We start from the raw sequence: 20,163 nt of genomic DNA on the forward strand, positions 1-20,163 counted from the left end.
ATGAAGAATCAGCTCAGAATTATTGGTGGAGAATGGAAGCGACGCCAGCTCCCATTTGCTTCAGTTGAGGGCTTACGTCCGACCCCTGACCGTGTCCGGGAAACACTGTTCAACTGGTTAATGTGGGACATTCAGAATGCTGCTGTTCTTGACCTGTGTACAGGCTCTGGAGCTTTGAGTTTCGAAGCCCTGTCCCGTGGTGCATCTCATGTGCTGATGATTGAACCTGAGCGTACCCAGGCTGAATTTCTGAAAAATAATATTAAACTGCTGAATGCAAAAAATGCGGAGCTGAAAACATCAACCGCCCAGAAGATTTTACCTGCACTGAACAGCATGTTTGATGTGGTTTTTCTGGACCCACCTTACAGCCTGGATCTATGGGAAGAACTATCCATGCTGGCTGATCCACTGATTAAACCCCAGGGATTCATTTATGTGGAAGCTGATCGTTCACTGGAACAGCTGAAACTGCCTGCCTCCTGGCAATTGATCAAACAGACCAGAGCAGGGACAGTGCAGGCAGGACTGTTTCAGAAAAGCTGATTTCCCGATATTTTAAAAGGTGCTGAATGCACCTTTTTATCTGTATCCTTTTCTACATTCTCCCCATGATATTTTTCTTATTGTTTAAAATGGCGAATACCACAACACACCATGTATATTTTTTCTTACAATAACGCTTCAGTTTTTATCTATCTGTTTTTCTGAATGACCTGGTTACTTTTTATTTCTGGTGCTGTAGTCGCCGGCTTTGTGCAGGGACTGACAGGCTTTGCTTTTGCATTAATCGCCATGTCGTTCTGGGTATGGGTGCTTTCACCACAGCTCGCTGCCCCCCTGGTGGTTTTTGCCTCGGTATGGAGTCATCTCATTTCGATGTGCAGCGAACAGAAGCAAAAAAGTAATATTTCACTGGTTTTACCCTATTTTATTGCGGGAATAATCGGCGTTCCGATAGGGACGTATTTACTGGTACTGATCAATCCTGAAACTTTCAAATTAATCCTCGGATTGTTTCTTGTTCTATGGTGTCCAGTGATGTTCTTCAACCCACAGTTTTCCGTGATTCAGAAGTCTGGAAAAGCCGCTGACAGCCTGATTGGCTTTACTGGAGGTATTCTGGGAGGACTCGGGGGCTTTTGTGGTTCACTACCCTCTGCATGGGTCATGCTGAAAAATCTGAGTAAAGACGAACAGCGCTATATTCTCAGACATTTTAATTTTGGTATTCAATTGTTCACTCTGGCAGCCTATCTTTTCCAGGGGACTATTCACACTGAACATCTGCCTTATATGGGGGCTATTTTACTCAGTGTCAGCATTCCAGCCATACTGGGTGCACGACTTTTCTATAAAATTTCAGAAAAACAGTTCAAGCATACTGTGCTGTCGCTGCTGTTTACCTCGGGATGCTTTTTACTGCTCACTGTATTGTTGCACTGAAAATATGGACTAGAAACTGAATGTCCAGAACAGTCGGATCACCTGCCCCCGATCGTATGGAAAAGCTGAAATGTATTCATAACCCACCCTGTTGGAGCGATTTAATTTAAATTCCATACCATAACCAAAAGAGACATAGAAATCCTGTAAACCGATCTGATCCATACCGCCATCCAGCAGTTTCCCCTTTACTGCATCTGTCTGATAAGCCGTATAGTTATAAATCCGAACCAGATCATTTTCAAAAAACTGATTATTCAGTAAAGCATAGTCCTGATTTTCTTCTTCAGTTTGCTGAGCAAGCTGCTTTTGTTCTTCTTCATGAATATCAATCATCTCAGAGTCCATTTCGACATCTTTAATGTCTGCATTTTCAGCAAAAGCACAACTGGACTGAAACAGTAAAAATAAAAGAATATTACGCATTAAACTGACCATATAAATAAATCATGACCACTCATATCTCTGTATGTTCTGAACCGCTTTATATCTGCTACTTTTAACACACCCAGTCAGGACAGAGAAGTAAAATGTGAACAGCATTTATTTTATTGTTCTATCAATAAAATATCTGATCAAACATGTTTATCCTTGCGCTTAAACTTTCACTTATACGACCAGACCTGTTAATGTCTCAGATAAAATTTAAGAGTGTTTTTTCATGCAGATTAAAGATCAGATTGTTTTAATTACGGGCGGTGCAAGAGGGCTTGGACTGGCTATAAGCAAGGCTTTATTACGTGAAAAAGCTCGCATCGTTGTCAATTACTTAAGCAGCGAACAGTCAGCAAAACAGCTTGAGCAGGAATATCCTGAACAGGTTTTCTGTGTTCAGGCAGATGTGACCAATGCTGATCAGATCAAAGCCCTGTTCCTAGCAGCTAAACAGCATTTCGGCAGTCCGATCAATGCTGTTGTAAACAATGCCCTGGTACACTTTGAATTTAATGGTGATGCCCGCCCCGATCTTATATCGCTTACAGCTGAACATTTACAAAGTCAGTTTAACGGTGCTGTACAGGCTGCCCTGAATACCACTCAGGCAGCACTGGAAGGTATGAAAAAACAACAGTTTGGCAGAATCATCAATATCGGTACTAATCTGGTTCAGAACCCTGTTGTTCCTTATCATGACTATACTGCCGCAAAAGCAGCACTGCTGGCATTTACCCGAACATCGGCGCATGAACTTGGACAGTATGGCATCAATGTCAATATGCTCTCAGGTGGACTGCTGCAGACAACCGATGCCAGCAAAGCAACGCCTGATGCTGTCTTTGATTTAATTGCAGCATCCACACCTTTACGCAGGGTGACAACGCCTGAAGAATTTGCGGATGCAGTCCTGATGTTTTTATCACCTTTTTCACGTGCTGTAACAGGTCAGAATCTGATTGTTGATGGCGGGCTGGTCAAGGGCTGATCAGACCCGATCAACGGTTTCTCAACCAGATATTTTTTAAGCGGTCAGATCCTGTATCTTCAGTTATAGGTACCCAGTTTTTTATACAATACTGGGTACATCTGCCTATTTCTGCCCTGCCCCTCCACATGAAATCTCTCACCGTCATCTGTCTATATCTATTTCTGACTGCCTGCTCCCTCAGTGCATCCAAAGACCTGAAACATGCTGAAAAACTGCTGACGCAGTTCCAGTGTAACAATATCGAAAGTTCAGATATGTCTCATACTTCGATCACCAGCTACCATGAGCACTTACTTGCAGTGACCCGTCAGAAAGTTGAAGTTTATGTGGAAAGTTATAAAAATGGCGAAAAGCTGTTTGATATGCCTTTGAGTGAAATCGTACAGCAGCAGTACGCTGTTTACCGCTCTGCCTGTCAGAGTCTTGGCGGAATTACAGTCACAGCCGATCAATAAAACAGATACAGCCTGTAGATCTGGAAATAAAAAAGCAGAATATCGATATATTCTGCTTCAGTATTTCATTGTGACGCAAAAATCATTATCCGTCAGTCTTATGCATCCTTTTCATCAGAATGATAACGACGGTCCACACTGAACAACTCTGGATATTTAGGATTGATTCCTGCATAAAAGTCCATAATTTCAGCCATATCCTGCTCGTAATTCCCTGTAGGATAGACAATTTTTCCAATACCTGTCGTCTTTTTCGCATAGTCCATGTATGCAAGAGCAATCGGCACCCCAGCATTTATTGCGACATGATAAAAACCGGTTTTCCATTGTTCCTGTTTTGAACGTGTACCTTCAGGGGTTACCAGCATGACCAGTTTCTGATGTGTCTTAAACAGATCACTCATCAGATCCACCATACTTGGACGAGGCTCACCTTCTTTTTTAGGACGCCGGTCAATGCCAATACCACCCATAGCTCGTACAAATGGACCAAATGGCAGCTTCATATAACTGTCTTTAATCGTGATCCGCACATTGACACCTAATGCCTTCAGAGCAAGCCTGGCATACAGTGCATCCCAGTTACTGGTATGTGGTGCTGCAATCATGACACACTGATCCAGAGTCAGATCCCAATGATTATCTATTTTCCAGCCCATCAGCCCCAGACTTTGTTCTGCCATTTTTTCGAACATGGTATATTTCGCAATATAAAATTTGTGCGAATTGTACCAATGACGCACAGATTAAACAGTCATAAGTGCAGATAAAATATACAATTAATATATAAATGTATAAGAAATTATTTCAGCTTTTTAAACATCATACAGACTGAAAAACACTTAATTTTCATATTGTAATTATTTACATGCTAAAAATTTCACACACTTCTTATTTTCAATAAAAATTATCAGATCAGCCTTAAATGCTCGCCGTCAGAAATTTCCAGACCATCTGATCTTATTTCCTTTCCAGATATTCAATTTCCTAAAATTTACTGATGTCTTTTATGGTCTATTTTGCCAGTAATACAGACTTCAATCAGAGCCATGCTCTAAATTACACGCCGCTCTGTCCCACAAGTTTTAACAATACTCTGACAAGCACCAGGCACTATGTTATGTTTTAATTTCTGATGAATAAAACAACGCTTTTCCAGGATAATCCAATGAAAAAAACATGCATTGCTCTCGCACTTGGTCTGGTTACAACATTCAGTCTTACAGGCTGTAATAAACCTAAAACTGAAGAATCAGCAGCTCCCTCGACTGTAGAGTCTTCCACTCCTGCCACTGAAAATCCAGCATCGTCAAGCCAGCTTCCTGTTGCTGACAGCGCTGAAACATCACTGGACTGGGCAGGTGAATACAAAGGCGTTTTCCCATGTGCTGACTGCTCAGGCATTGAAACTGAACTTGAACTTAAATCAGATAAAACCTATGAACTGACTGAAGAATACCAGGGTAAAGGTACAGGCAATGAATTTAAGGTCAAAGGTACTTTCAGTTTTGATCAGGACAATCCATCCATCATTACCCTGGATAAAGCAGCAGAAAACAGAAAGTTCTTTGTCGGTGAAAACTTTGTTGAAGCCCGTGATAAAGAGACAGGAGAAGCACTGGAAACAAAACTGAACTACAAGCTGCAGAAAGAGTTGCACTGACATTCAGTTTTTTCAGCTTTAAGCGAACAAAATACTGTATCCATTATTCTGAAATAATTCACAGCTCGCCGTTCACAGGCTTTAATTTCTCCATAAAAAAACCCAGCTTTCGCTGGGTTTTTTTGAATCACTCGGGAGGATTAACCACCGAACTGGTTCATTGTGTTTTTAGCATCATCGTGCGCTTTAAGAGCGTTGTCACCAGAGAAGATTTCTTTGTGATCATCACCGATGTCAGAACCAGCCATTGCCTGGTGTTTAACACAAGCAATACCACCACGGATTTCTTTACGCTGTACACCAGCAACATAAGCCAGCATACCTTCAGAACCGAAGTAACCTTGAGCAAGCTCGTGAGTAGACAGAGCAGCTGTGTGGTAAGTCGGAAGAGTGATCAGGTGATGGAACACACCTGCTTCACGAGAAGCATCTGCCTGGAATGTACGAACTTTTTCATCAGCATCAGCAGCTAATTCAGTTGCATCGTACTCAGCGCTCATTAATTTAGCACGGTCGTAAGCAGAAACGTCTTTACCTTCAGCAACCCAACGGTCGTATGCTTGCTGACGGAAGTTTAAAGTCCAGTTGAACGATGGAGAGTTGTTATAAACAAGTTTCGCATTTGGAACTGTTTCTTTAACACGGTTAACCATGTGAGCGATTTCTTCAACGTTTGGAGTCGCAGTTTCGATCCAAAGAAGATCAGCACCGTTCTGTAAGCTAGACACACAGTCAAGTACAACGCGGTCAATCTGAGTGCCTTCACGGAACTGATACAGACCAGAAGCTAAACGCTTAGGACGGTGTAATTTACCGTTACGTTTAATCAGGATTTCATCTTCCTGAGCTTCAGCGATGTCGATTTCAACTGTGTCTAAGTAGCTGATGTACTGAGAAGCGATGTCGCCAGCTTCTTTAACCACTGGGATTTTCTGAGTCAAGTCAGCGCCTTCAGAGTCAGTACGCGCAACGATGATACCGTCGTCAAGACCCATTTCTAAGAATGCATAACGTAATGCATGGATTTTAGCGATGAAGTCTTCGTGTGGAACTGTTACTTTACCAGCCTGGTGACCACACTGTTTAGCGTCAGAAACCTGGTTTTCGATCTGCAGTGCACAAGCACCAGCTTCGATCATTTTACGAGCAAGTAAGTAAGTCGCTTCTTCGTTACCGAAACCAGCGTCGATGTCCGCAATAATTGGCACAACGTGAGTCTGGAAACCGTCGATCTGAGCAGTGATTTCAGCAGCTTTAGCAGTATCACCAGCTTCCTGTGCTTTTTTAAGCGCACGGAACAGATCGTTTAATTCTTTCGCATCAGCCTGGCGAAGGAAAGTATAGATTTCTTCGATTAACGCAGGAACTGAAGTTTTTTCGTGCATTGACTGGTCAGGAAGTGGACCAAATTCTGAACGAAGTGCAGCAACCATCCAACCAGAAAGGTAGATATAACGACGTTCAGTAGTACCGAAGTATTTTTTGTTCGCAATCATTTTCTGTTGCGCGATGAAACCGTGCCAGCAACCTAATGACTGAGTATATTTGCTTGAGTCTGCATCATAAGCAGCCATATCACGACGCATAATCGCAGCTGTATATTTAGCAATGTCTAAACCAGTTTTGAAACGGTTTTGCATTTGCATACGCGCAGCATCTTCTGGGCTGATATCGCGCCAGGTGCTTCCGAATTTTGCTTTTAATTCACGGATTGCATCAATCGCTGTTAAGTATGTAGACATGATATGTTCCTGTATATAATATTTAGGATTTCATCAATTAAAGTGCTAAACCTGCTCGGAATAAATTGTTCAGATTTAATACACTTCGCTGTTATGGACTTAGCTTAGTTTGAGTCAAATAATTAATCCAATATTCTGCGTTAATTCCCAGTATTTATTTAAAAAATACATAGATCAAAGTCGTATTATAATATTTATTTACATTTATAAATTACTGTTTAATATGTGTTTTTTAAATCTTAAACGTGATCATAAAAACAACATATTGCTTAAAAATTAATTATTAGACTTAAGTCGTGCTTTTGTAAAAAAGTGCATTCCCTCTTCAGATTAAAACTGAAATCAGTTTTTATGTCACACACTACAGTATAATAATCACACAAAAAATAAGTGATGGTGAATGACTGGATACTGAATAAAACCATCTGAAGGATAAACTCAGTTCCTGCTCAGAAAGCTCAAAAATCCAGTGAAAAAAGTACCTCAGATCATGAATAAGGCAGGCTGCTCAAAAAGGGAAAAGTGATCTCCATTTCCTGTTACAGACTGCGTTTTAATTCATCTTTTTTTATACACAACCTATATCGCTTATGGCATAATCAAAATAATTTCTTGATTTTATTTTCGGTATTTATTTTATGAATCTGGAGCGGGTCGATCTTAATCTATTAATTTATCTTGATGTACTGCTTCGTGAAAAAAATGTAACTCGTGCTGCTGAACAGTTAGGTGTAACACAGCCTGCCATGAGTAATATTTTGCGTCGTTTACGTAATTTATTTAATGATCCTCTCCTGATCCGCTCTTCTGAAGGAATGACACCGACAGAACGGGCACTGGAACTGCAACCACGTATCCGTGATGCACTTTCTGATCTTTCCATGATTCTTGAACCTCGTACCGAGTTCCGCCCTTATACATCCAACCGTGTATTCCGCATTATGACTTCAGACTATGCAGAAGCCACACTGGTTCCGCGTTTAGTCAAAGCACTGCGTTCTGAAGCACCCAATGTCGTACTCGACTTTTTAACACCAAGTGATGTGTCTTACCGCGACATGGAACAGGGTAAAGTCGATCTTGCGATTAACCGTTTCAATGAAATTCCACAAAGTTTCCATCAGGTGCTGGTATGGCGTGACAGTTTTTCATGTCTGTTAAACAGTAAACACCCTGCTGCCACCAACCTGAACCTGAAAAGCTACCTGGATGCACAGCATATCTGGGTATCAAAAACAGGAATGGGCGTTGGCTTTGGTGTGAATCCTGAAAAACAGGCAGGTTTAGGCTGGATTGATCAAGCTCTTGAGCGTATTGGTCAGAAACGTAAAATTTCTGTTTTTACCCGACATTACCAGATGCCTGCCCTGTTGGCTTCCAATGTTGATCTGATTGCCACACTTCCATCCCGTATTGCACATTTGCAGGGTAATAACCAGAGCCTGCTAATCAAAGATCCTCCTTTTTATATTCCAGAATTTGAACTCAAAATGGCATGGTGCCCTTTACTGCATCATCACCCTGCACATCGTTGGTTACGTCAGCTTATTCTGTATGTTGCACGTCAGATGATTGAAGAGGAAAACCGTGAATATTTATTGAATAATTCACAATTTTCACATTATTAAGCAAGACGCTTCTTAAATACTGCGTTTTACGCTTATACTGTCAGCACCAGAAGGGAATATCTGAATATTACCTTCTGGTGCTTTTGTGTTAAAAATATTCATAATAATCAAAATCCACAGGTGGATTCGTGAGCCTTTTCCAGAATATCCTCATCATCGCGGTACTGATTGTAGGGGCAGGTTTTTTATCTTTGACAGAAATCGCACTTGCAGGTGCGCGTAAAGTCAAACTCAAGATTCTTGCCGAATCAGGCGATGAACGCGCACAGAAAGTCCTCGACTTACAGCAGAACTCTGCTGATTTCTTTGCTGCGTCGCAAATTGGCTTAAATGCCGTCGCCATCCTGGGCGGTATTTTAGGTGAGGGGGCATTCCGTCCTTATTTCTTTGAATTTGTTTCACGTTTCTATGTTGGCCCCTGGGCTGAAACCATCAGCTTTGCCCTTTCATTCACCTTAGTCACTTCATTATTTATTCTGTTTGCAGACCTCATGCCAAAACGCATGGCGATGATTGCACCAGAAAAGATTGCTGTTTCAGTGATCAACCCAATTCAGATTTTCATTGTGGTATGTAAACCACTTGCCTGGTTTATCAATGCCGTTGCCAATCTGTTGTTCCGTTTATTTAAAGTGAACACCACCCGTGAAGACAATATTACTTTTGATGATATTTCTGCGGTAATGGATGCTGGTGCGCAAGCAGGCGTATTGCAGAAACAGGAACACCACTTTATTGAAAACGTATTTGAGCTGGAAGAACGTAATGTTCCCTCAAGTATGACCACACGTGAAAATGTTGTGTTCTTTACACTGAAAGAATCTGAATCAAGTATCCGTCAGAAACTTGCCGAATACCCATATTCCAAGTTTTTAGTCTGCAGTGAAAATATTGATGATGTGATTGGTTATGTGGATGCCAAAGATATTCTGGTGCGTATTTTAAATAATCAGTCTTTACTACAGTTAAACGAAAATACGATCCGTACAGTACTGACTATTCCTGACACACTGACCTTATCAGAAGTACTTGACCGTTTCCGCTCCACCAAAGAGAAATTTGCGGTGGTGATTAATGAATATGCCTTGGTCGTTGGCGTGATTACTCTGTCCGACATTATGATTACGGTCATGGGTGACTGGGTAACACCGATTGAAGAAGATCAGCAGATCATTAAACGTGACAACAATTCATGGCTGATTGAAGGCAGTACTCCAATTGAAGACGTTAAGCATGCGCTTGAAATTGATGAAATGCCAGATGAGGAAAATTATGAAACCCTTGCCGGCTTTATGATGTTCCGTTTACGTAAAATTCCGCGCCCAGCAGATGCCGTGATTTATGGCGGCTATAAATTTGAAGTGGTTGATGTCGATCATTTTAAAATAGATCAGCTGCTGGTGACCCGCTTACTGGAAAAAGCTGAGCATCCAGAAGCTCAGTCCGAAGAATAAACATACCGATTGATACCCTCATGAACGAGGGTATTTTTTTATAAAATACCTAAAATCACCATAATTAATCATCAATTTATGAAATATTCATTTGTACAAAGCTCGGCCATCACGATTACAAAAAAACAATAAATCCCGGTAAATTAACAGTTTGGAAACAATTCATTCTGATATTTTTATTAGTGCGACCTCAATCACAACAATACAAGCTATTGTTAATTAATTACTATTTTTTAACATAATGTGCATGCAATTCATATTTATCTGCAATTATTTAATTTCACAAAAAAAAAGCCTAGCATCTGTCATCCAGACACAACAATTAGAACTCTTTTAACCTGTATCAAAGGATTGAACCATGCTGACCATTCTCGGTTTAGGCATGATCCTGTGCTTTATGTACCTGATCATGTCCAGACGAATGACCGCTCTTGCGGCTTTAACACTTATTCCTGTTTTATTTGCACTGATTGCCTATGGTCTTGGATCATTTATGGGCGTAGAAAGCCTGGCACATATTGAACTCAGTGGTTTAGGCGAAATGATGCTTGACGGTGTGAAGAAACTTGCACCTACAGGTGTGATGTTACTTTTCGCTATTCTTTATTTTGCCATTATGATTGATACAGGTCTCTTCGATCCATCTGTAAAATTTATTTTAAGACTGGTCAAGGGTGATCCGCTCAAAGTCGTCATGGGTACAATTACCCTGACCCTGATTGTGTCACTTGATGGCGATGGTTCCACCACATACATGATCTGTGTGGCAGCCATGTTACCGCTCTACAAACGCTTAGGCATGAGTCCGCTGATTATGGCGAGCCTGATGATGCTTGCCAGCGGTATCATGAACTTAACACCATGGGGTGGTCCAACTGCCCGTGCTGCAAGCGCACTGCATGTAGATGCCAGTGATGTCTTTGTCCCGATGATTCTCCCAATGATTTTTTCAATCGGCTGGCTTTACTTTGTCGGTTTCATGTATGGCCGTATGGAACGTAAGCGCCTGGGTATTGTTGAACTGGATATCAGTCATGGTGACAATATTCAGATTTCCAGCAATCCAGAAGCGAACCGCGAGCATTTAAGATGGTTCAATGGTTTACTGACTTTGGTACTGATGATCAGTCTGATCAAAGGTGTCCTGCCAATGTCGGTCCTGTTTATGATTGCATTGTGTATTGCACTGGTGGTGAATTATAAAGATGTTGATATGCAGAAATCACTGGTTGCAAACCATGCCGGCAGTGCCCTCAACGTCGTCGGTATTATCTTTGCAGCGGGTATTTTCACAGGTATTCTGGCAGGAACGGGAATGGTCGATGCCATGTCCAAAGAACTGGTGGCTATTATTCCTGAAAGTATGGGACCTTATCTGGCACCCATCACTGCGATTGTGAGTATGCCTTTAACCTTCTTTATGTCCAATGATGCCTTCTATTATGGTGTATTGCCGATTCTTTCAGAAGCTGCAGGTCACTATGGAATTACCCCAGTTGAAATGGCACGTGCTTCAATTGTTGGGCAGCCGGTACATTTACTTTCCCCACTGGTTCCATCGACTTACCTGCTCTGCGGTCTTGCGGGTATTGAATTTGGTCAGCATCAGAAATTCACGATCAAATGGGCGATTGTTACCTGTCTAGTCATGATGGTAGCAGCACTGGCATTTGGAGTATTCCCACTCTATTCCACACTGGGCTGATAAGCTGACAGCAGTCGGATAACATAAGCATAAAATAAAAAAGCACCCTGAATTGGGTGCTTTTTTTATAACTTAATCTTTTCAGTTCACCATGCTGAAGCAGCATGGTTCACACTAAAAATCGCTGATCAGTTATGCTTTTTTAACAGCTCATCCAGCGTTGCCTGATAATGAATCGAAATATCATCTTCAAGAATTTTATAAACATTATCAAACTGAACCATTGGCCAGCCTTCTTTCCAGAAAGGAAAAATATTATGCAGGTCATGTGTCACTACCGCATCTTCACGCACAATAGCCTGTGCAACCTGAGACAGTACCTGAGCGGTTTCTGCACCGTCAATCTCCAGGTAATCAATACCACAGGCTTTTAAAATACGGATACGGTCTTTTTTATAACGGATTTTCTTTGCCTGAGCATCGTTCAGCCCAAGTGCAAGAACAACAGCCTCAACAAATTTTTCTTCAAAACTTTGATTCAGCGCAACCAGTGCCTGTTTATGCGCTTCCTGACGCCCAGCCTTACCACCATTTCGGATAATTTCTTGTGCTTCTGTATTCAGAACATCATTCTTCATAGAGTGAAGTATGTCCAAAATTTCAATATCGCTTAAAGATGCAGAAGAATCTGTCATGGGAGTCCTGGAAATAAAATTAATGTACTATTTTCGCATAGTTTCACACAGAAAACAGATATAAATACTTTAGCTGATATCTATGATATTCTGCTCAAAGAATCATGACTAAACTATAGATAATGATGAACTTTTCCTTTAGTGCCATTCTTGCCTGCATCTCTTTTTATTCAGCACTTTATATGATTTATTATTTCTTTGCACATCAGTCCCAGGCTGTTTTATTGTTTGGAGCAGTGGGTTTACTGATTCTTTCCTATGTAATTACACCACCCGCTTATAAACACAGAGAGCGCAGCAAATATAACAGCACGCTCAGTTACGAAAATTTTTTCACATTACCCCTGTTTACATGGTGGCGTCTGTTCAGTCTGCCAGTACGCTTACTGTTATCTAAAATTTTCGACTGATTCAGAAACAGTATTGATCACTCATAACTTTTAGAAATTTTTCCTGAAGCTTTCAATAGCAGCTTCAGGAAAAAATCTGTGCCTTTAAATCACTTCCACCACAATTTTACCGATATGATCACCGGTATCCATTGCAGCATGTGCATCCTGAATCTGATCAAACTTAAAAGTTTTATAAATCATCGGTAAACATTCACCTTTCGCCCAGAGTGGCGCAACATGCTCCATCAGCCCTTCGGCAATTTCCGCTTTTTCTGCAGTATTTCGGGCGCGCATAGTCGAACCTGTAATGGTCAGCCGTTTCATCATGATCTGCCCAAGTTTGACTTCTTTGGCTTTTGCTCCACCCAGAAAGGCAATATAAACCAGTCTGCCATCACGACGTAACAGATTGAGATTCTGATCCAGATACGGTGCTCCTACCATATCCAGTACAATATCCACGCCTGCATTTTCTGTTTTTTCGTTGATCACCTGTTCAAAGTCCTGCGTTTTATAATTAATCGCAGTCGTTAAATGGCTGATTGCAGCAACTTTTTCATCTGAACCCACAGTTGCAAATGAGCTTAAACCTAATGATTTACACAACATGAGAGCCGTTGTTCCAATCCCACTTGCACCACCGTGTACAAGTACCGTCTCTCCTGCTTTGGCATGAGCCATCTGGAAGACATTTGCCCAGACCGTAAAAAATGTTTCAGGGATTGCAGCTGCCTGTACATAACTGGTTCCCTCTGGCACGGTGATGGTCTGACTTTCAGGGACAACACAGTATTCTGCGTAACCACCGCCATTGGTCAGTCCACAAACCCGATCACCTACTTTAAACAGTGTAACATCAGCCCCAGTTGCAACCACCTCACCTGCCACTTCCAGCCCAGGCACAGGTGTTACACCTTTCGGCATAGGATAAAGCCCCTGACGCTGTAAAATATCCGGTCGGTTAATACCAAACGCATGGACTTTGACCAGCACCTCATCTGCCGCTGGCTGTGGTAGATCCACCTGCTCATAAGCCAGCTTTTCCACTCCGCCTGGTTCAGTGATAATGACCTGTTGCATACTGCTCTGTGACATAAGGACTTCCGTTTTAATTCAATACATTTCAAGTTTTATCCATTTGAACATAAAGCGGTTGAAGTTTGAATAACAGTGGACTTATGTATAATTGGCTCAGCATTCAGCAACTTGATAATCATGCTTTTATGGAACAAATAATGAACATAATCATGCATTATAACGAAGACAACTATTCTGAATTTGAATGGTATGAAGGTTTTTCCATCATCCGTTTTTATGCTGACTGGTGCGCACCCTGTGTTCAGAATTTTCCAGTTTTCGAACAGGCAGCAAACGACTTTGCCCATTCTGATCCAGCCATAAAATTCGGCAAGGTCAATATTGATCAGTCCCCAATCGTCAGTTTACGTTATAACGTCTATGGCCTACCCTCAACGCTGATCTTTCATCAGGGTCAAATTATCAAAAGAATTGCAGGTGTAAAAAGCCTGACAGAAATAACTCAGATCATTCAACAATCCATCTCCCCATGAAACAGATCTCACTGAATTTTTCAAAATTTTATTTCCTTTATAAATAAACACTTCAATTAATTTTCTATGTTCATCGCATCAGCATGATCATTTTCTGTTTTATTTTTTATTATTACCCGGGTAATATAAGCCCAATGTTTAATTTTACCCTGGTAAAATTATTTTAAATTGATGGATGCTTATTATGAAAAAGACCTACAGTGCCTTTGCAGGCAATACACTTCTATGCTGTGATTCATTACTGAATATTGCCTTAGAGATCCAAAATCATGTTCCGACCGACCAGAATATTCTGATCTTTAATGATCAGACCGGACAGCAGATTGATATTGACGTTTCAGGTTCTGCGCAGGATATTGAGGCACGTTACGGTGAAATAACCGAAGTTAAAAAAGTTGGACGTCCTAAGCTGGGTGTAATATCCCGTGAAGTGACTCTGCAACAGAAACACTGGGACTGGCTTGATCAGCAAAGTGCCAGTGCCTCCTCTGTCATTCGTAAACTGATTGATCAGGAGCTGAATAATCCTGCATCGAGCAGTAATATCATGATGGCTAAACAGGCTGTAGACCGCTTTATGTCTGCCATGCTGGGTGATATGCCGCATTATGAAGAAGCGACCCGAGCACTGTATCAGGGCAATAAAACAGCTTTTGATGCACTGATTGAGCATTATCCTGCAGACTTGAAATCATATCTTTTGAAAAAAACTGAATCTGTATTCTGATCTGTTCAGGAAAATAAAATCATTGATCCTGACCAGTTTTCAACATCATATATTCAGCGCAGGAAGTACTTTTCAGTCCAATAAAAAACCCAGCTGAAGCTGGGTTTCTGTGAAGCTGTAAAGAACTTATCGTTTAGGCAATGGAATAAACTGAGAATCACTGGTTTGTGCTTTTCGTTCAGCTACAGCCACATCAAATGTAATCGCTTTACCATTACGTTCTGCCAGAATTTTAATCTGACTGCCAGGTGCCTGAAGTGCAACATAATTGATCAGATGCGAAGCAGAAGTTATCACTTCGTTATCGACCTGAATAATTTTATCTCCACGCTGTAAACCAGCCTGAGCTGCAGGACCATTTTTCAGAACATCTGCAACAACCACACCATTCTGCTTAGGTCCAAGAATATCTTCCTGTTGTACTGGCAGCAGACTGATTCCCAGCCAGCCACGTACTACACGACCATCTTTTAAAATAGAGTTCAGAACCTGCTGACAGATTTTCGCTGGAATCGCGAAACCAATGCCCAGTGATCCACCCGACTGAGAGAAAATAGCCGTGTTTACACCAATCAGATTACCCGCAACATCAATCAGCGCCCCCCCCGAATTACCTGGATTAATAGCGGCATCTGTCTGGATAAAATCTTCATAGGTGTTAATACCAAGATCTGAACGACCTGTTGCAGAAACAATCCCCTGCGTGACCGTCTGCCCCACACCAAATGGGTTACCGATCGCCAGAACAACATCCCCAACTTCATTGCCACTCAGTTTAAACGGAAGAACCGGTAATTTATCCAGTTCAATTTTAATCACAGCAAGGTCAGTGTCAGGATCAGTTCCAATCACTTTAGCCTGAGCACGACGTCCATCACGCAAAGCCACCACGATCTGGTCAGCCTGTGCAATCACATGATTATTGGTTAGAATATAACCATCAGGACGTACGATTACCCCTGAACCCAGGCTGTTTTCGTTCTGATCCTGCCCCTGATCTGGAATCTGATTTCCAAAAAACTCACGGAAAACCGGATCATTCAAAAGTGGATGATCCAGCTGTTTAACTTTTTGTGTTGTAAAAATATTGACTACTGCTGGTGCTGCAACTTTCACAGCTGCACTGTAAGAGACCACTCCACCAGCTCGCGTTGTATCAATCAGCGGTTCAACTTTTTCGGCAGGCATTTTAATGCCGTCTACAGCAACGGGAGCTTTCGGTTTCTGATATTGCTGCCAGCCAATAAAACCGATAATTACGATAATGAGCAACACCCAGGGTAACCATGTAAAGGTCCGGCGCACGTCTATATCCTCTATAAATATTATTAATATGTTGATGGTTAAGTAATTTCTTCACTATTGTAAATCGAAAAACCAGTTGATACATAAAATAGAAGCAAAGATTTGTGATGCTTTAGTTACAATTCAGATTATGCTTTGATGATATCTAAACAGATTTGAGAATTTATATGGCTAAACTTCAGGACATACTTCAGTGGTGCAATCAGACCCTGAAAACAGGCGAATTTAAAGACTATGCCCCAAACGGCTTACAGATCGAAGGTAAACAGGAAGTCCGCAAAATTTTATGTGCTGTAACAGCTTCTCAGGATGCTGTAGATGCAGCGATTGACCAGGGTGCTGACCTACTGCTTGTACATCATGGTTATTTCTGGAAAGGTGAAGCGTATCCGATTACAGGAATGCGTGGGAAACGGATCAAAAGTCTGATTCAGCACGATATTTCACTGGTTGCCTATCATTTACCGCTCGATTCGCACCCTGTATTAGGCAATAACGCCGCGATAGCCGATCTGCTGGAACTGGAAAACCTGGAAGCACTTGACCCTGAAGAAAAGCATCCGATTGGCAATACTGGCTACTTAAAACAGGCAATGACACCTGAGTCTTTTAAATCTTTTGTTTCTGAACGTCTGCTTTTTAATGCAATCCATCTGCCTGCGGAGAAAACCACGATTCAGAAAGTCGGCTTCTGTACCGGTGGTGCACAGGATTTTATCGGCAAAGCAGCCCAGCAGAATTGTGATGCCTATATTTCTGGCGAAGTCAGCGAACGGACTTTTTATGAAGCCAAAGAACTGGGGGTACATTATTTTGCATGCGGTCACCATGCAACGGAACGCTATGGTGTGCAACAGCTGGCAAAAGCTGTTTCAGAACAGTTCAATATTGAGTATAGTTATTTCGAGTTAAACAACCCGATTTAATTTTTCTCAGGTTTTAGCATTTTCTTTATGCGTATTAATTCAGCTTATATTGTGTATTGTTATTTAAAGTGATGCACAATCAGTCGAATAATCCATTACAATAAAGCCACTTAATGTTAAAACCCAGCAAATTGCAAGGAATTTAAAACATGTCAACAATTACTTTACCAGCACTTCCTTATGGTTACGAAGATCTAGCGCCACACATCAGCAAAGAGACGCTTGAATTCCACCATGACAAACACCACAACACATACGTTGTAAACCTGAACAACCTGATCAAAGGTACTGACCTTGAAGGTAAATCTTTAGAAGAAATCATCACAGCTGTTGCTGGCGATGCTTCTAAAGCAGGTGTTTTCAATAACGCTGCTCAAGTATGGAACCACACATTCTACTGGAACTGTATGGCTAAAAACGGTGGCGGTGCTGCAACAGGCGCTTTGGCTGCTAAAATTGATGAAGCTTTCGGTTCTTATGAAAAATTTGCTGAAGAATTCGCTGCCGCTGCAACGACTCAGTTCGGTTCAGGTTGGGCTTGGCTGGTTGCTGACAAAGTAAATGGCGAACTTTCTATCTTGAAAACTTCAAATGCGGATACTCCTCTTGCTCACGGTAAAGTTGCAGTATTAACAATTGACGTATGGGAACACGCTTACTACATCGACTTCCGTAATGCACGTCCAGTTTATATCAAAACTTTCCTTGAAAGTCTTGTAAACTGGGACTATGCAAATGCTAAATATGCAGGTCTTGCTGCTGGCGTTGAAAAATAATTGAAGTCCGTAAGGACTCAACTGAATATCAGTTGAATTATTTACAAAAATCGCTCTTTTACAGAGCGATTTTTTATTAGCATATAAAAAGTATTTCCCAATAAAAAGAACATCGTATAACAATGGCCATACAACCTCATGTGATCAAAGCCAGTTCTGGACGTATAGCATTTATTTTCATCAGTATGATTGCGATACAGTTTGCCTGCTTTAAATTTTTACAATATTCAGACTACATTACGCCCCTTTTCGGTATTGCAGTGATTGTTCTTTTGATTTTATTTATCTTCAGCATTTATCTGCTATGGATGGTCTTTCAACGCAGAACACCCCGTATTATTTTTAATTTAGACGATTTTGAAGTTATTCAATATACCCGTAAAGCCAAAATTAAATATGCTGATATTACGAGTTTCAGTTTAGAAAGGCACGAAACCAATTATCGAATAACAGCCTATGAACCAGAACGGAAATTATTTCTATACACCGCTCAGCCTATACAGGTCGTTGATATTTTTTCCAGAACAACATCTGAGCCTATACTTCAGGTTCAACAGGGATTATTGATCAGCAATGATCAAATTCTTGAAACGGCTATGCTGATCTGTGTTCTTTGCCAGAATAAAGCCAAAAGTAGACCATCTGTTTTCCACAAGCTCAACAACAGACAATTCAGATTCATTGATTTTCTCAGTCAGAAAGACATTGCGAACTTTAACTACGATCAAAAACTCAATAAAAAATTCAGTACCCGAAAATAAAAATAATCCCGTGCACAGGATAACTGTCGTATTAAAAAATAAACTGATTAAAAATAAATACTACGCTGGAAAATAATTTTTATAGCACCAGCATCATCATTCAATCGTCAATAAAGAACAGGAAAACTTCAAAAATAATCAATATATAAGCAAATATTTTAAATATGGACAATAAAAAAACATTTAACAGGGTTTTCATTCAATTTCACTTGACCATGTTCAGTTTCATCCCTAAAATGCGCATCAGATTCTCCAATAGCTCAGTCGGTAGAGCGACGGACTGTTAATCCGCAGGTCCCTGGTTCGAGCCCAGGTTGGAGAGCCATCTATTCTTCCATAGCTCAGTCGGTAGAGCGACGGACTGTTAATCCGCAGGTCCCTGGTTCGAGCCCAGGTGGAAGAGCCAGATTCTAAAAAGCCCACTCATTATGAAGTGGGCTTTTTTTATTGCCATCATCAGCATAAATGATCTGAACCGCATCATCTACATGACCATTGAATCTTATACGCTTAGATATTTAGTCACTGTAAGAAAGGCAAAACAGGAATATAAAAAGAAAACCCCTTTTCAGCCATTGCCCATTAAAAGCCACAGAAAATAATCTAAGTCGCGGATTTATATGCATAGAATACAAATGACTATTTTTAAGACATTTGATCGCAATTTTAAACTTTTTCATAGCTCTATGCTTGACCCTGCTGCATTTGCCCCATAGAATGCGTGCAGATTCTCCAATAGCTCAGTCGGTAGAGCGACGGACTGTTAATCCGCAGGTCCCTGGTTCGAGCCCAGGTTGGAGAGCCAGATTCTAAAACCCACTCACTATGAGTGGGTTTTTCTTATTCAGCCTGTCAGTTGTATCAGCATTGTGTTTGATTTTCAGATTATTTTCATTTTCATCGGCTGTATCGCGACTGTTGCATTCATCCTGTTGGTCTTTGGACAGCATCTGTTCCGCTCACAACAATACCATCCCAAAAAAATTATCACGCCTTTTGAGCAGAAAATGTTTATCCGTCTGAATGAAGCATTTCCTGCACAGCACGTTCTTGCTCAGGTTGCTTTCAGCGCACTGATCACCAGTCAGAATTATAAAGTCAGAAACCGTTTTAACCGCAAAGTCACCGACTTTGTAATTCTTGATCAGTCCATGAATGTACTGGCGGTCATTGAACTGGATGATCCCAGTCATGAAGGAAAAGAGGAAGAAGATGCCCTACGGGATGCCATGCTCCATGAAGCAGGCTACAAGGTATGTCGTTACACAGAAATTCCGACCGTACGGCAACTTAAACAGGATATAGCTTCCTAAAGCTGAATCATCAGACCAGACTATTTCTGTTCTTTAGCTGCCCGCTCACGTTCAGCAATTTTCTGAGCCTGTTCAAGCCTTTGCTGCTGATATTTTTTCTGATTTTCAGCATCACTCTTTAATGCAAGAAAAGCCATTCCAACTAAAAAAACAGGAATACATAAGCCTAGCGTTGCCAATAAAATGACTTTCCGTGTTAATGGCGATTTTTTATGTTGCGTCATAAAACAGACCGTTA

Annotated in this window: 21 protein-coding genes and 3 tRNA genes; 17 read left to right on the forward strand and 7 right to left on the reverse strand. The window is 41.1% G+C overall.

From position 1 onward, the window contains the following. On the forward strand, positions 1–546 hold the full coding sequence (gene rsmD / locus CDG60_RS12750; protein WP_087511840.1) for a 16S rRNA (guanine(966)-N(2))-methyltransferase RsmD: 546 nt from the start codon (positions 1–3) through the stop codon (positions 544–546). A 165-nt stretch (positions 547–711) separates the two neighbouring features. Further along, the gene (locus CDG60_RS12755) at positions 712–1,446 is read left to right on the forward strand and encodes a sulfite exporter TauE/SafE family protein (protein ID WP_087511841.1); all 735 of its coding nucleotides are present in this window, start codon (positions 712–714) and stop codon (positions 1,444–1,446) included. 9 nt (positions 1,447–1,455) lie between these two features. Here the strand turns inward: CDG60_RS12755 and CDG60_RS12760 are convergent, their stop codons facing one another. Further along, the gene (locus CDG60_RS12760) at positions 1,456–1,872 is read right to left on the reverse strand and encodes a hypothetical protein (protein WP_160117047.1); all 417 of its coding nucleotides are present in this window, start codon (positions 1,870–1,872) and stop codon (positions 1,456–1,458) included. 235 nt (positions 1,873–2,107) lie between these two features. Between CDG60_RS12760 and CDG60_RS12765 the strand changes: the two genes are divergently transcribed. Both CDG60_RS12765 and CDG60_RS12770 read left to right on the forward strand, forming a co-directional pair. After that, complete coding sequence (locus CDG60_RS12765) at positions 2,108–2,869, forward strand: 3-oxoacyl-ACP reductase (RefSeq protein WP_087511843.1); 762 nt, start codon at positions 2,108–2,110, stop codon at positions 2,867–2,869. A 128-nt stretch (positions 2,870–2,997) separates the two neighbouring features. Beyond that, a complete protein-coding gene (locus CDG60_RS12770; RefSeq protein WP_087511844.1) occupies positions 2,998–3,327 on the forward strand; it encodes a hypothetical protein in 330 nt (109 codons plus the stop codon). Positions 3,328–3,425: 98 nt separating this feature from the next. Here the strand turns inward: CDG60_RS12770 and CDG60_RS12775 are convergent, their stop codons facing one another. Then, complete coding sequence (locus CDG60_RS12775; protein WP_087511845.1) at positions 3,426–4,022, reverse strand: 1-acyl-sn-glycerol-3-phosphate acyltransferase; 597 nt, start codon at positions 4,020–4,022, stop codon at positions 3,426–3,428. Positions 4,023–4,495: 473 nt separating this feature from the next. Here CDG60_RS12775 and CDG60_RS12780 point away from each other — a divergent pair, with 473 nt between their 5' ends. Beyond that, on the forward strand, positions 4,496–4,990 hold the full coding sequence (locus CDG60_RS12780; RefSeq protein WP_087511846.1) for a copper resistance protein NlpE: 495 nt from the start codon (positions 4,496–4,498) through the stop codon (positions 4,988–4,990). A gap of 140 nt (positions 4,991–5,130) precedes the next feature. Here CDG60_RS12780 and CDG60_RS12785 read toward each other — a convergent pair whose 3' ends face one another. Beyond that, complete coding sequence (locus CDG60_RS12785) at positions 5,131–6,732, reverse strand: isocitrate lyase (protein ID WP_087511847.1); 1,602 nt, start codon at positions 6,730–6,732, stop codon at positions 5,131–5,133. Positions 6,733–7,370: 638 nt separating this feature from the next. On the opposite strand from CDG60_RS12785, the gene CDG60_RS12790 reads away from it, so the two are divergent. The 3 genes from CDG60_RS12790 to CDG60_RS12800 all read left to right on the forward strand — a co-directional run bounded on the left by CDG60_RS12790 (position 7,371) and on the right by CDG60_RS12800 (position 11,519). After that, positions 7,371–8,360, forward strand: a complete 990-nt coding sequence (locus CDG60_RS12790) for a LysR family transcriptional regulator (RefSeq protein WP_087511848.1) — start codon at positions 7,371–7,373, stop codon at positions 8,358–8,360. A gap of 128 nt (positions 8,361–8,488) precedes the next feature. Further along, positions 8,489–9,814: a polyamine export protein PaeA gene (paeA, locus tag CDG60_RS12795; RefSeq protein WP_087511849.1), complete on the forward strand. Its 1,326-nt coding sequence runs from the start codon at positions 8,489–8,491 to the stop codon at positions 9,812–9,814. A 358-nt stretch (positions 9,815–10,172) separates the two neighbouring features. After that, positions 10,173–11,519, forward strand: a complete 1,347-nt coding sequence (locus CDG60_RS12800) for a CitMHS family transporter (RefSeq protein ID WP_087511850.1) — start codon at positions 10,173–10,175, stop codon at positions 11,517–11,519. 128 nt (positions 11,520–11,647) lie between these two features. Here the strand turns inward: CDG60_RS12800 and CDG60_RS12805 are convergent, their stop codons facing one another. After that, positions 11,648–12,154: a hypothetical protein gene (locus tag CDG60_RS12805; protein WP_087511851.1), complete on the reverse strand. Its 507-nt coding sequence runs from the start codon at positions 12,152–12,154 to the stop codon at positions 11,648–11,650. Positions 12,155–12,648: 494 nt separating this feature from the next. After that, entirely contained in the window at positions 12,649–13,641 is a 993-nt protein-coding gene (locus CDG60_RS12815) for an NAD(P)H-quinone oxidoreductase (protein WP_087511852.1), read from the reverse strand. A gap of 140 nt (positions 13,642–13,781) precedes the next feature. Between CDG60_RS12815 and CDG60_RS12820 the strand changes: the two genes are divergently transcribed. Both CDG60_RS12820 and CDG60_RS12825 read left to right on the forward strand, forming a co-directional pair. Beyond that, positions 13,782–14,117, forward strand: coding sequence for a thioredoxin family protein (locus tag CDG60_RS12820; RefSeq protein ID WP_087511979.1), 336 nt, complete (start codon positions 13,782–13,784; stop codon positions 14,115–14,117). 184 nt (positions 14,118–14,301) lie between these two features. Beyond that, positions 14,302–14,844: a DUF2239 family protein gene (locus CDG60_RS12825; protein WP_394373886.1), complete on the forward strand. Its 543-nt coding sequence runs from the start codon at positions 14,302–14,304 to the stop codon at positions 14,842–14,844. A gap of 126 nt (positions 14,845–14,970) precedes the next feature. Here the strand turns inward: CDG60_RS12825 and CDG60_RS12830 are convergent, their stop codons facing one another. After that, positions 14,971–16,149: a S1C family serine protease gene (locus CDG60_RS12830; protein WP_087511854.1), complete on the reverse strand. Its 1,179-nt coding sequence runs from the start codon at positions 16,147–16,149 to the stop codon at positions 14,971–14,973. Between the two features lie 167 nt (positions 16,150–16,316). Here CDG60_RS12830 and CDG60_RS12835 point away from each other — a divergent pair, with 167 nt between their 5' ends. The 7 genes from CDG60_RS12835 to CDG60_RS12865 all read left to right on the forward strand — a co-directional run bounded on the left by CDG60_RS12835 (position 16,317) and on the right by CDG60_RS12865 (position 19,925). Continuing rightward, positions 16,317–17,075 (forward strand): Nif3-like dinuclear metal center hexameric protein, encoded by a 759-nt coding sequence (locus CDG60_RS12835; protein ID WP_087511855.1) that lies wholly within the window; start codon positions 16,317–16,319, stop codon positions 17,073–17,075. Between the two features lie 149 nt (positions 17,076–17,224). Next, positions 17,225–17,851: a superoxide dismutase SodB gene (gene sodB, locus CDG60_RS12840; protein ID WP_087511856.1), complete on the forward strand. Its 627-nt coding sequence runs from the start codon at positions 17,225–17,227 to the stop codon at positions 17,849–17,851. A 122-nt stretch (positions 17,852–17,973) separates the two neighbouring features. Next, positions 17,974–18,612, forward strand: a complete 639-nt coding sequence (locus tag CDG60_RS12845; protein WP_087511857.1) for a hypothetical protein — start codon at positions 17,974–17,976, stop codon at positions 18,610–18,612. Positions 18,613–18,861: 249 nt separating this feature from the next. Beyond that, a tRNA-Asn gene (locus CDG60_RS12850) sits at positions 18,862–18,937 on the forward strand. Positions 18,938–18,942: 5 nt separating this feature from the next. Continuing rightward, positions 18,943–19,018, forward strand: a tRNA-Asn gene (locus CDG60_RS12855). Positions 19,019–19,341: 323 nt separating this feature from the next. Further along, positions 19,342–19,417: transfer RNA gene (locus tag CDG60_RS12860), tRNA-Asn, on the forward strand. Positions 19,418–19,478: 61 nt separating this feature from the next. Continuing rightward, entirely contained in the window at positions 19,479–19,925 is a 447-nt protein-coding gene (locus tag CDG60_RS12865) for a DUF2726 domain-containing protein (protein WP_171405510.1), read from the forward strand. A 20-nt stretch (positions 19,926–19,945) separates the two neighbouring features. Here CDG60_RS12865 and CDG60_RS12870 read toward each other — a convergent pair whose 3' ends face one another. Then, positions 19,946–20,149 carry a hypothetical protein gene (locus tag CDG60_RS12870; protein WP_087511859.1) on the reverse strand — a complete coding sequence of 68 codons (204 nt, stop codon included), beginning with the start codon at positions 20,147–20,149 and terminating at the stop codon, positions 19,946–19,948. Positions 20,150–20,163: the final 14 nt, after the last annotated feature.

The sequence above is a fragment of the Acinetobacter chinensis genome, from assembly GCF_002165375.2.
Classification (GTDB): Bacteria; Pseudomonadota; Gammaproteobacteria; order Pseudomonadales; family Moraxellaceae; genus Acinetobacter; species Acinetobacter chinensis.

Excerpts from the sequence above, each read along its gene's own strand:
- rsmD (WP_087511840.1), top strand. The coding sequence starts at position 1 with ATGAAGAATCAGCTCAGAATTATTGGTGGAGAATGGAAGCGACGCCAG.
- CDG60_RS12755 (WP_087511841.1), top strand. The coding sequence starts at position 712 with ATGACCTGGTTACTTTTTATTTCTGGTGCTGTAGTCGCCGGCTTTGTG.
- CDG60_RS12760 (WP_160117047.1), bottom strand. The coding sequence starts at position 1,872 with ATGCGTAATATTCTTTTATTTTTACTGTTTCAGTCCAGTTGTGCTTTT.
- CDG60_RS12765 (WP_087511843.1), top strand. The coding sequence starts at position 2,108 with ATGCAGATTAAAGATCAGATTGTTTTAATTACGGGCGGTGCAAGAGGG.
- CDG60_RS12770 (WP_087511844.1), top strand. The coding sequence starts at position 2,998 with ATGAAATCTCTCACCGTCATCTGTCTATATCTATTTCTGACTGCCTGC.
- CDG60_RS12775 (WP_087511845.1), bottom strand. The coding sequence starts at position 4,022 with ATGTTCGAAAAAATGGCAGAACAAAGTCTGGGGCTGATGGGCTGGAAA.
- CDG60_RS12780 (WP_087511846.1), top strand. The coding sequence starts at position 4,496 with ATGAAAAAAACATGCATTGCTCTCGCACTTGGTCTGGTTACAACATTC.
- CDG60_RS12785 (WP_087511847.1), bottom strand. The coding sequence starts at position 6,732 with ATGTCTACATACTTAACAGCGATTGATGCAATCCGTGAATTAAAAGCA.
- CDG60_RS12790 (WP_087511848.1), top strand. The coding sequence starts at position 7,371 with ATGAATCTGGAGCGGGTCGATCTTAATCTATTAATTTATCTTGATGTA.
- CDG60_RS12800 (WP_087511850.1), top strand. The coding sequence starts at position 10,173 with ATGCTGACCATTCTCGGTTTAGGCATGATCCTGTGCTTTATGTACCTG.
- CDG60_RS12805 (WP_087511851.1), bottom strand. The coding sequence starts at position 12,154 with ATGACAGATTCTTCTGCATCTTTAAGCGATATTGAAATTTTGGACATA.
- CDG60_RS12815 (WP_087511852.1), bottom strand. The coding sequence starts at position 13,641 with ATGTCACAGAGCAGTATGCAACAGGTCATTATCACTGAACCAGGCGGA.
- CDG60_RS12820 (WP_087511979.1), top strand. The coding sequence starts at position 13,782 with ATGAACATAATCATGCATTATAACGAAGACAACTATTCTGAATTTGAA.
- CDG60_RS12825 (WP_394373886.1), top strand. The coding sequence starts at position 14,302 with ATGAAAAAGACCTACAGTGCCTTTGCAGGCAATACACTTCTATGCTGT.
- CDG60_RS12835 (WP_087511855.1), top strand. The coding sequence starts at position 16,317 with ATGGCTAAACTTCAGGACATACTTCAGTGGTGCAATCAGACCCTGAAA.
- sodB (WP_087511856.1), top strand. The coding sequence starts at position 17,225 with ATGTCAACAATTACTTTACCAGCACTTCCTTATGGTTACGAAGATCTA.
- CDG60_RS12845 (WP_087511857.1), top strand. The coding sequence starts at position 17,974 with ATGGCCATACAACCTCATGTGATCAAAGCCAGTTCTGGACGTATAGCA.
- CDG60_RS12870 (WP_087511859.1), bottom strand. The coding sequence starts at position 20,149 with ATGACGCAACATAAAAAATCGCCATTAACACGGAAAGTCATTTTATTG.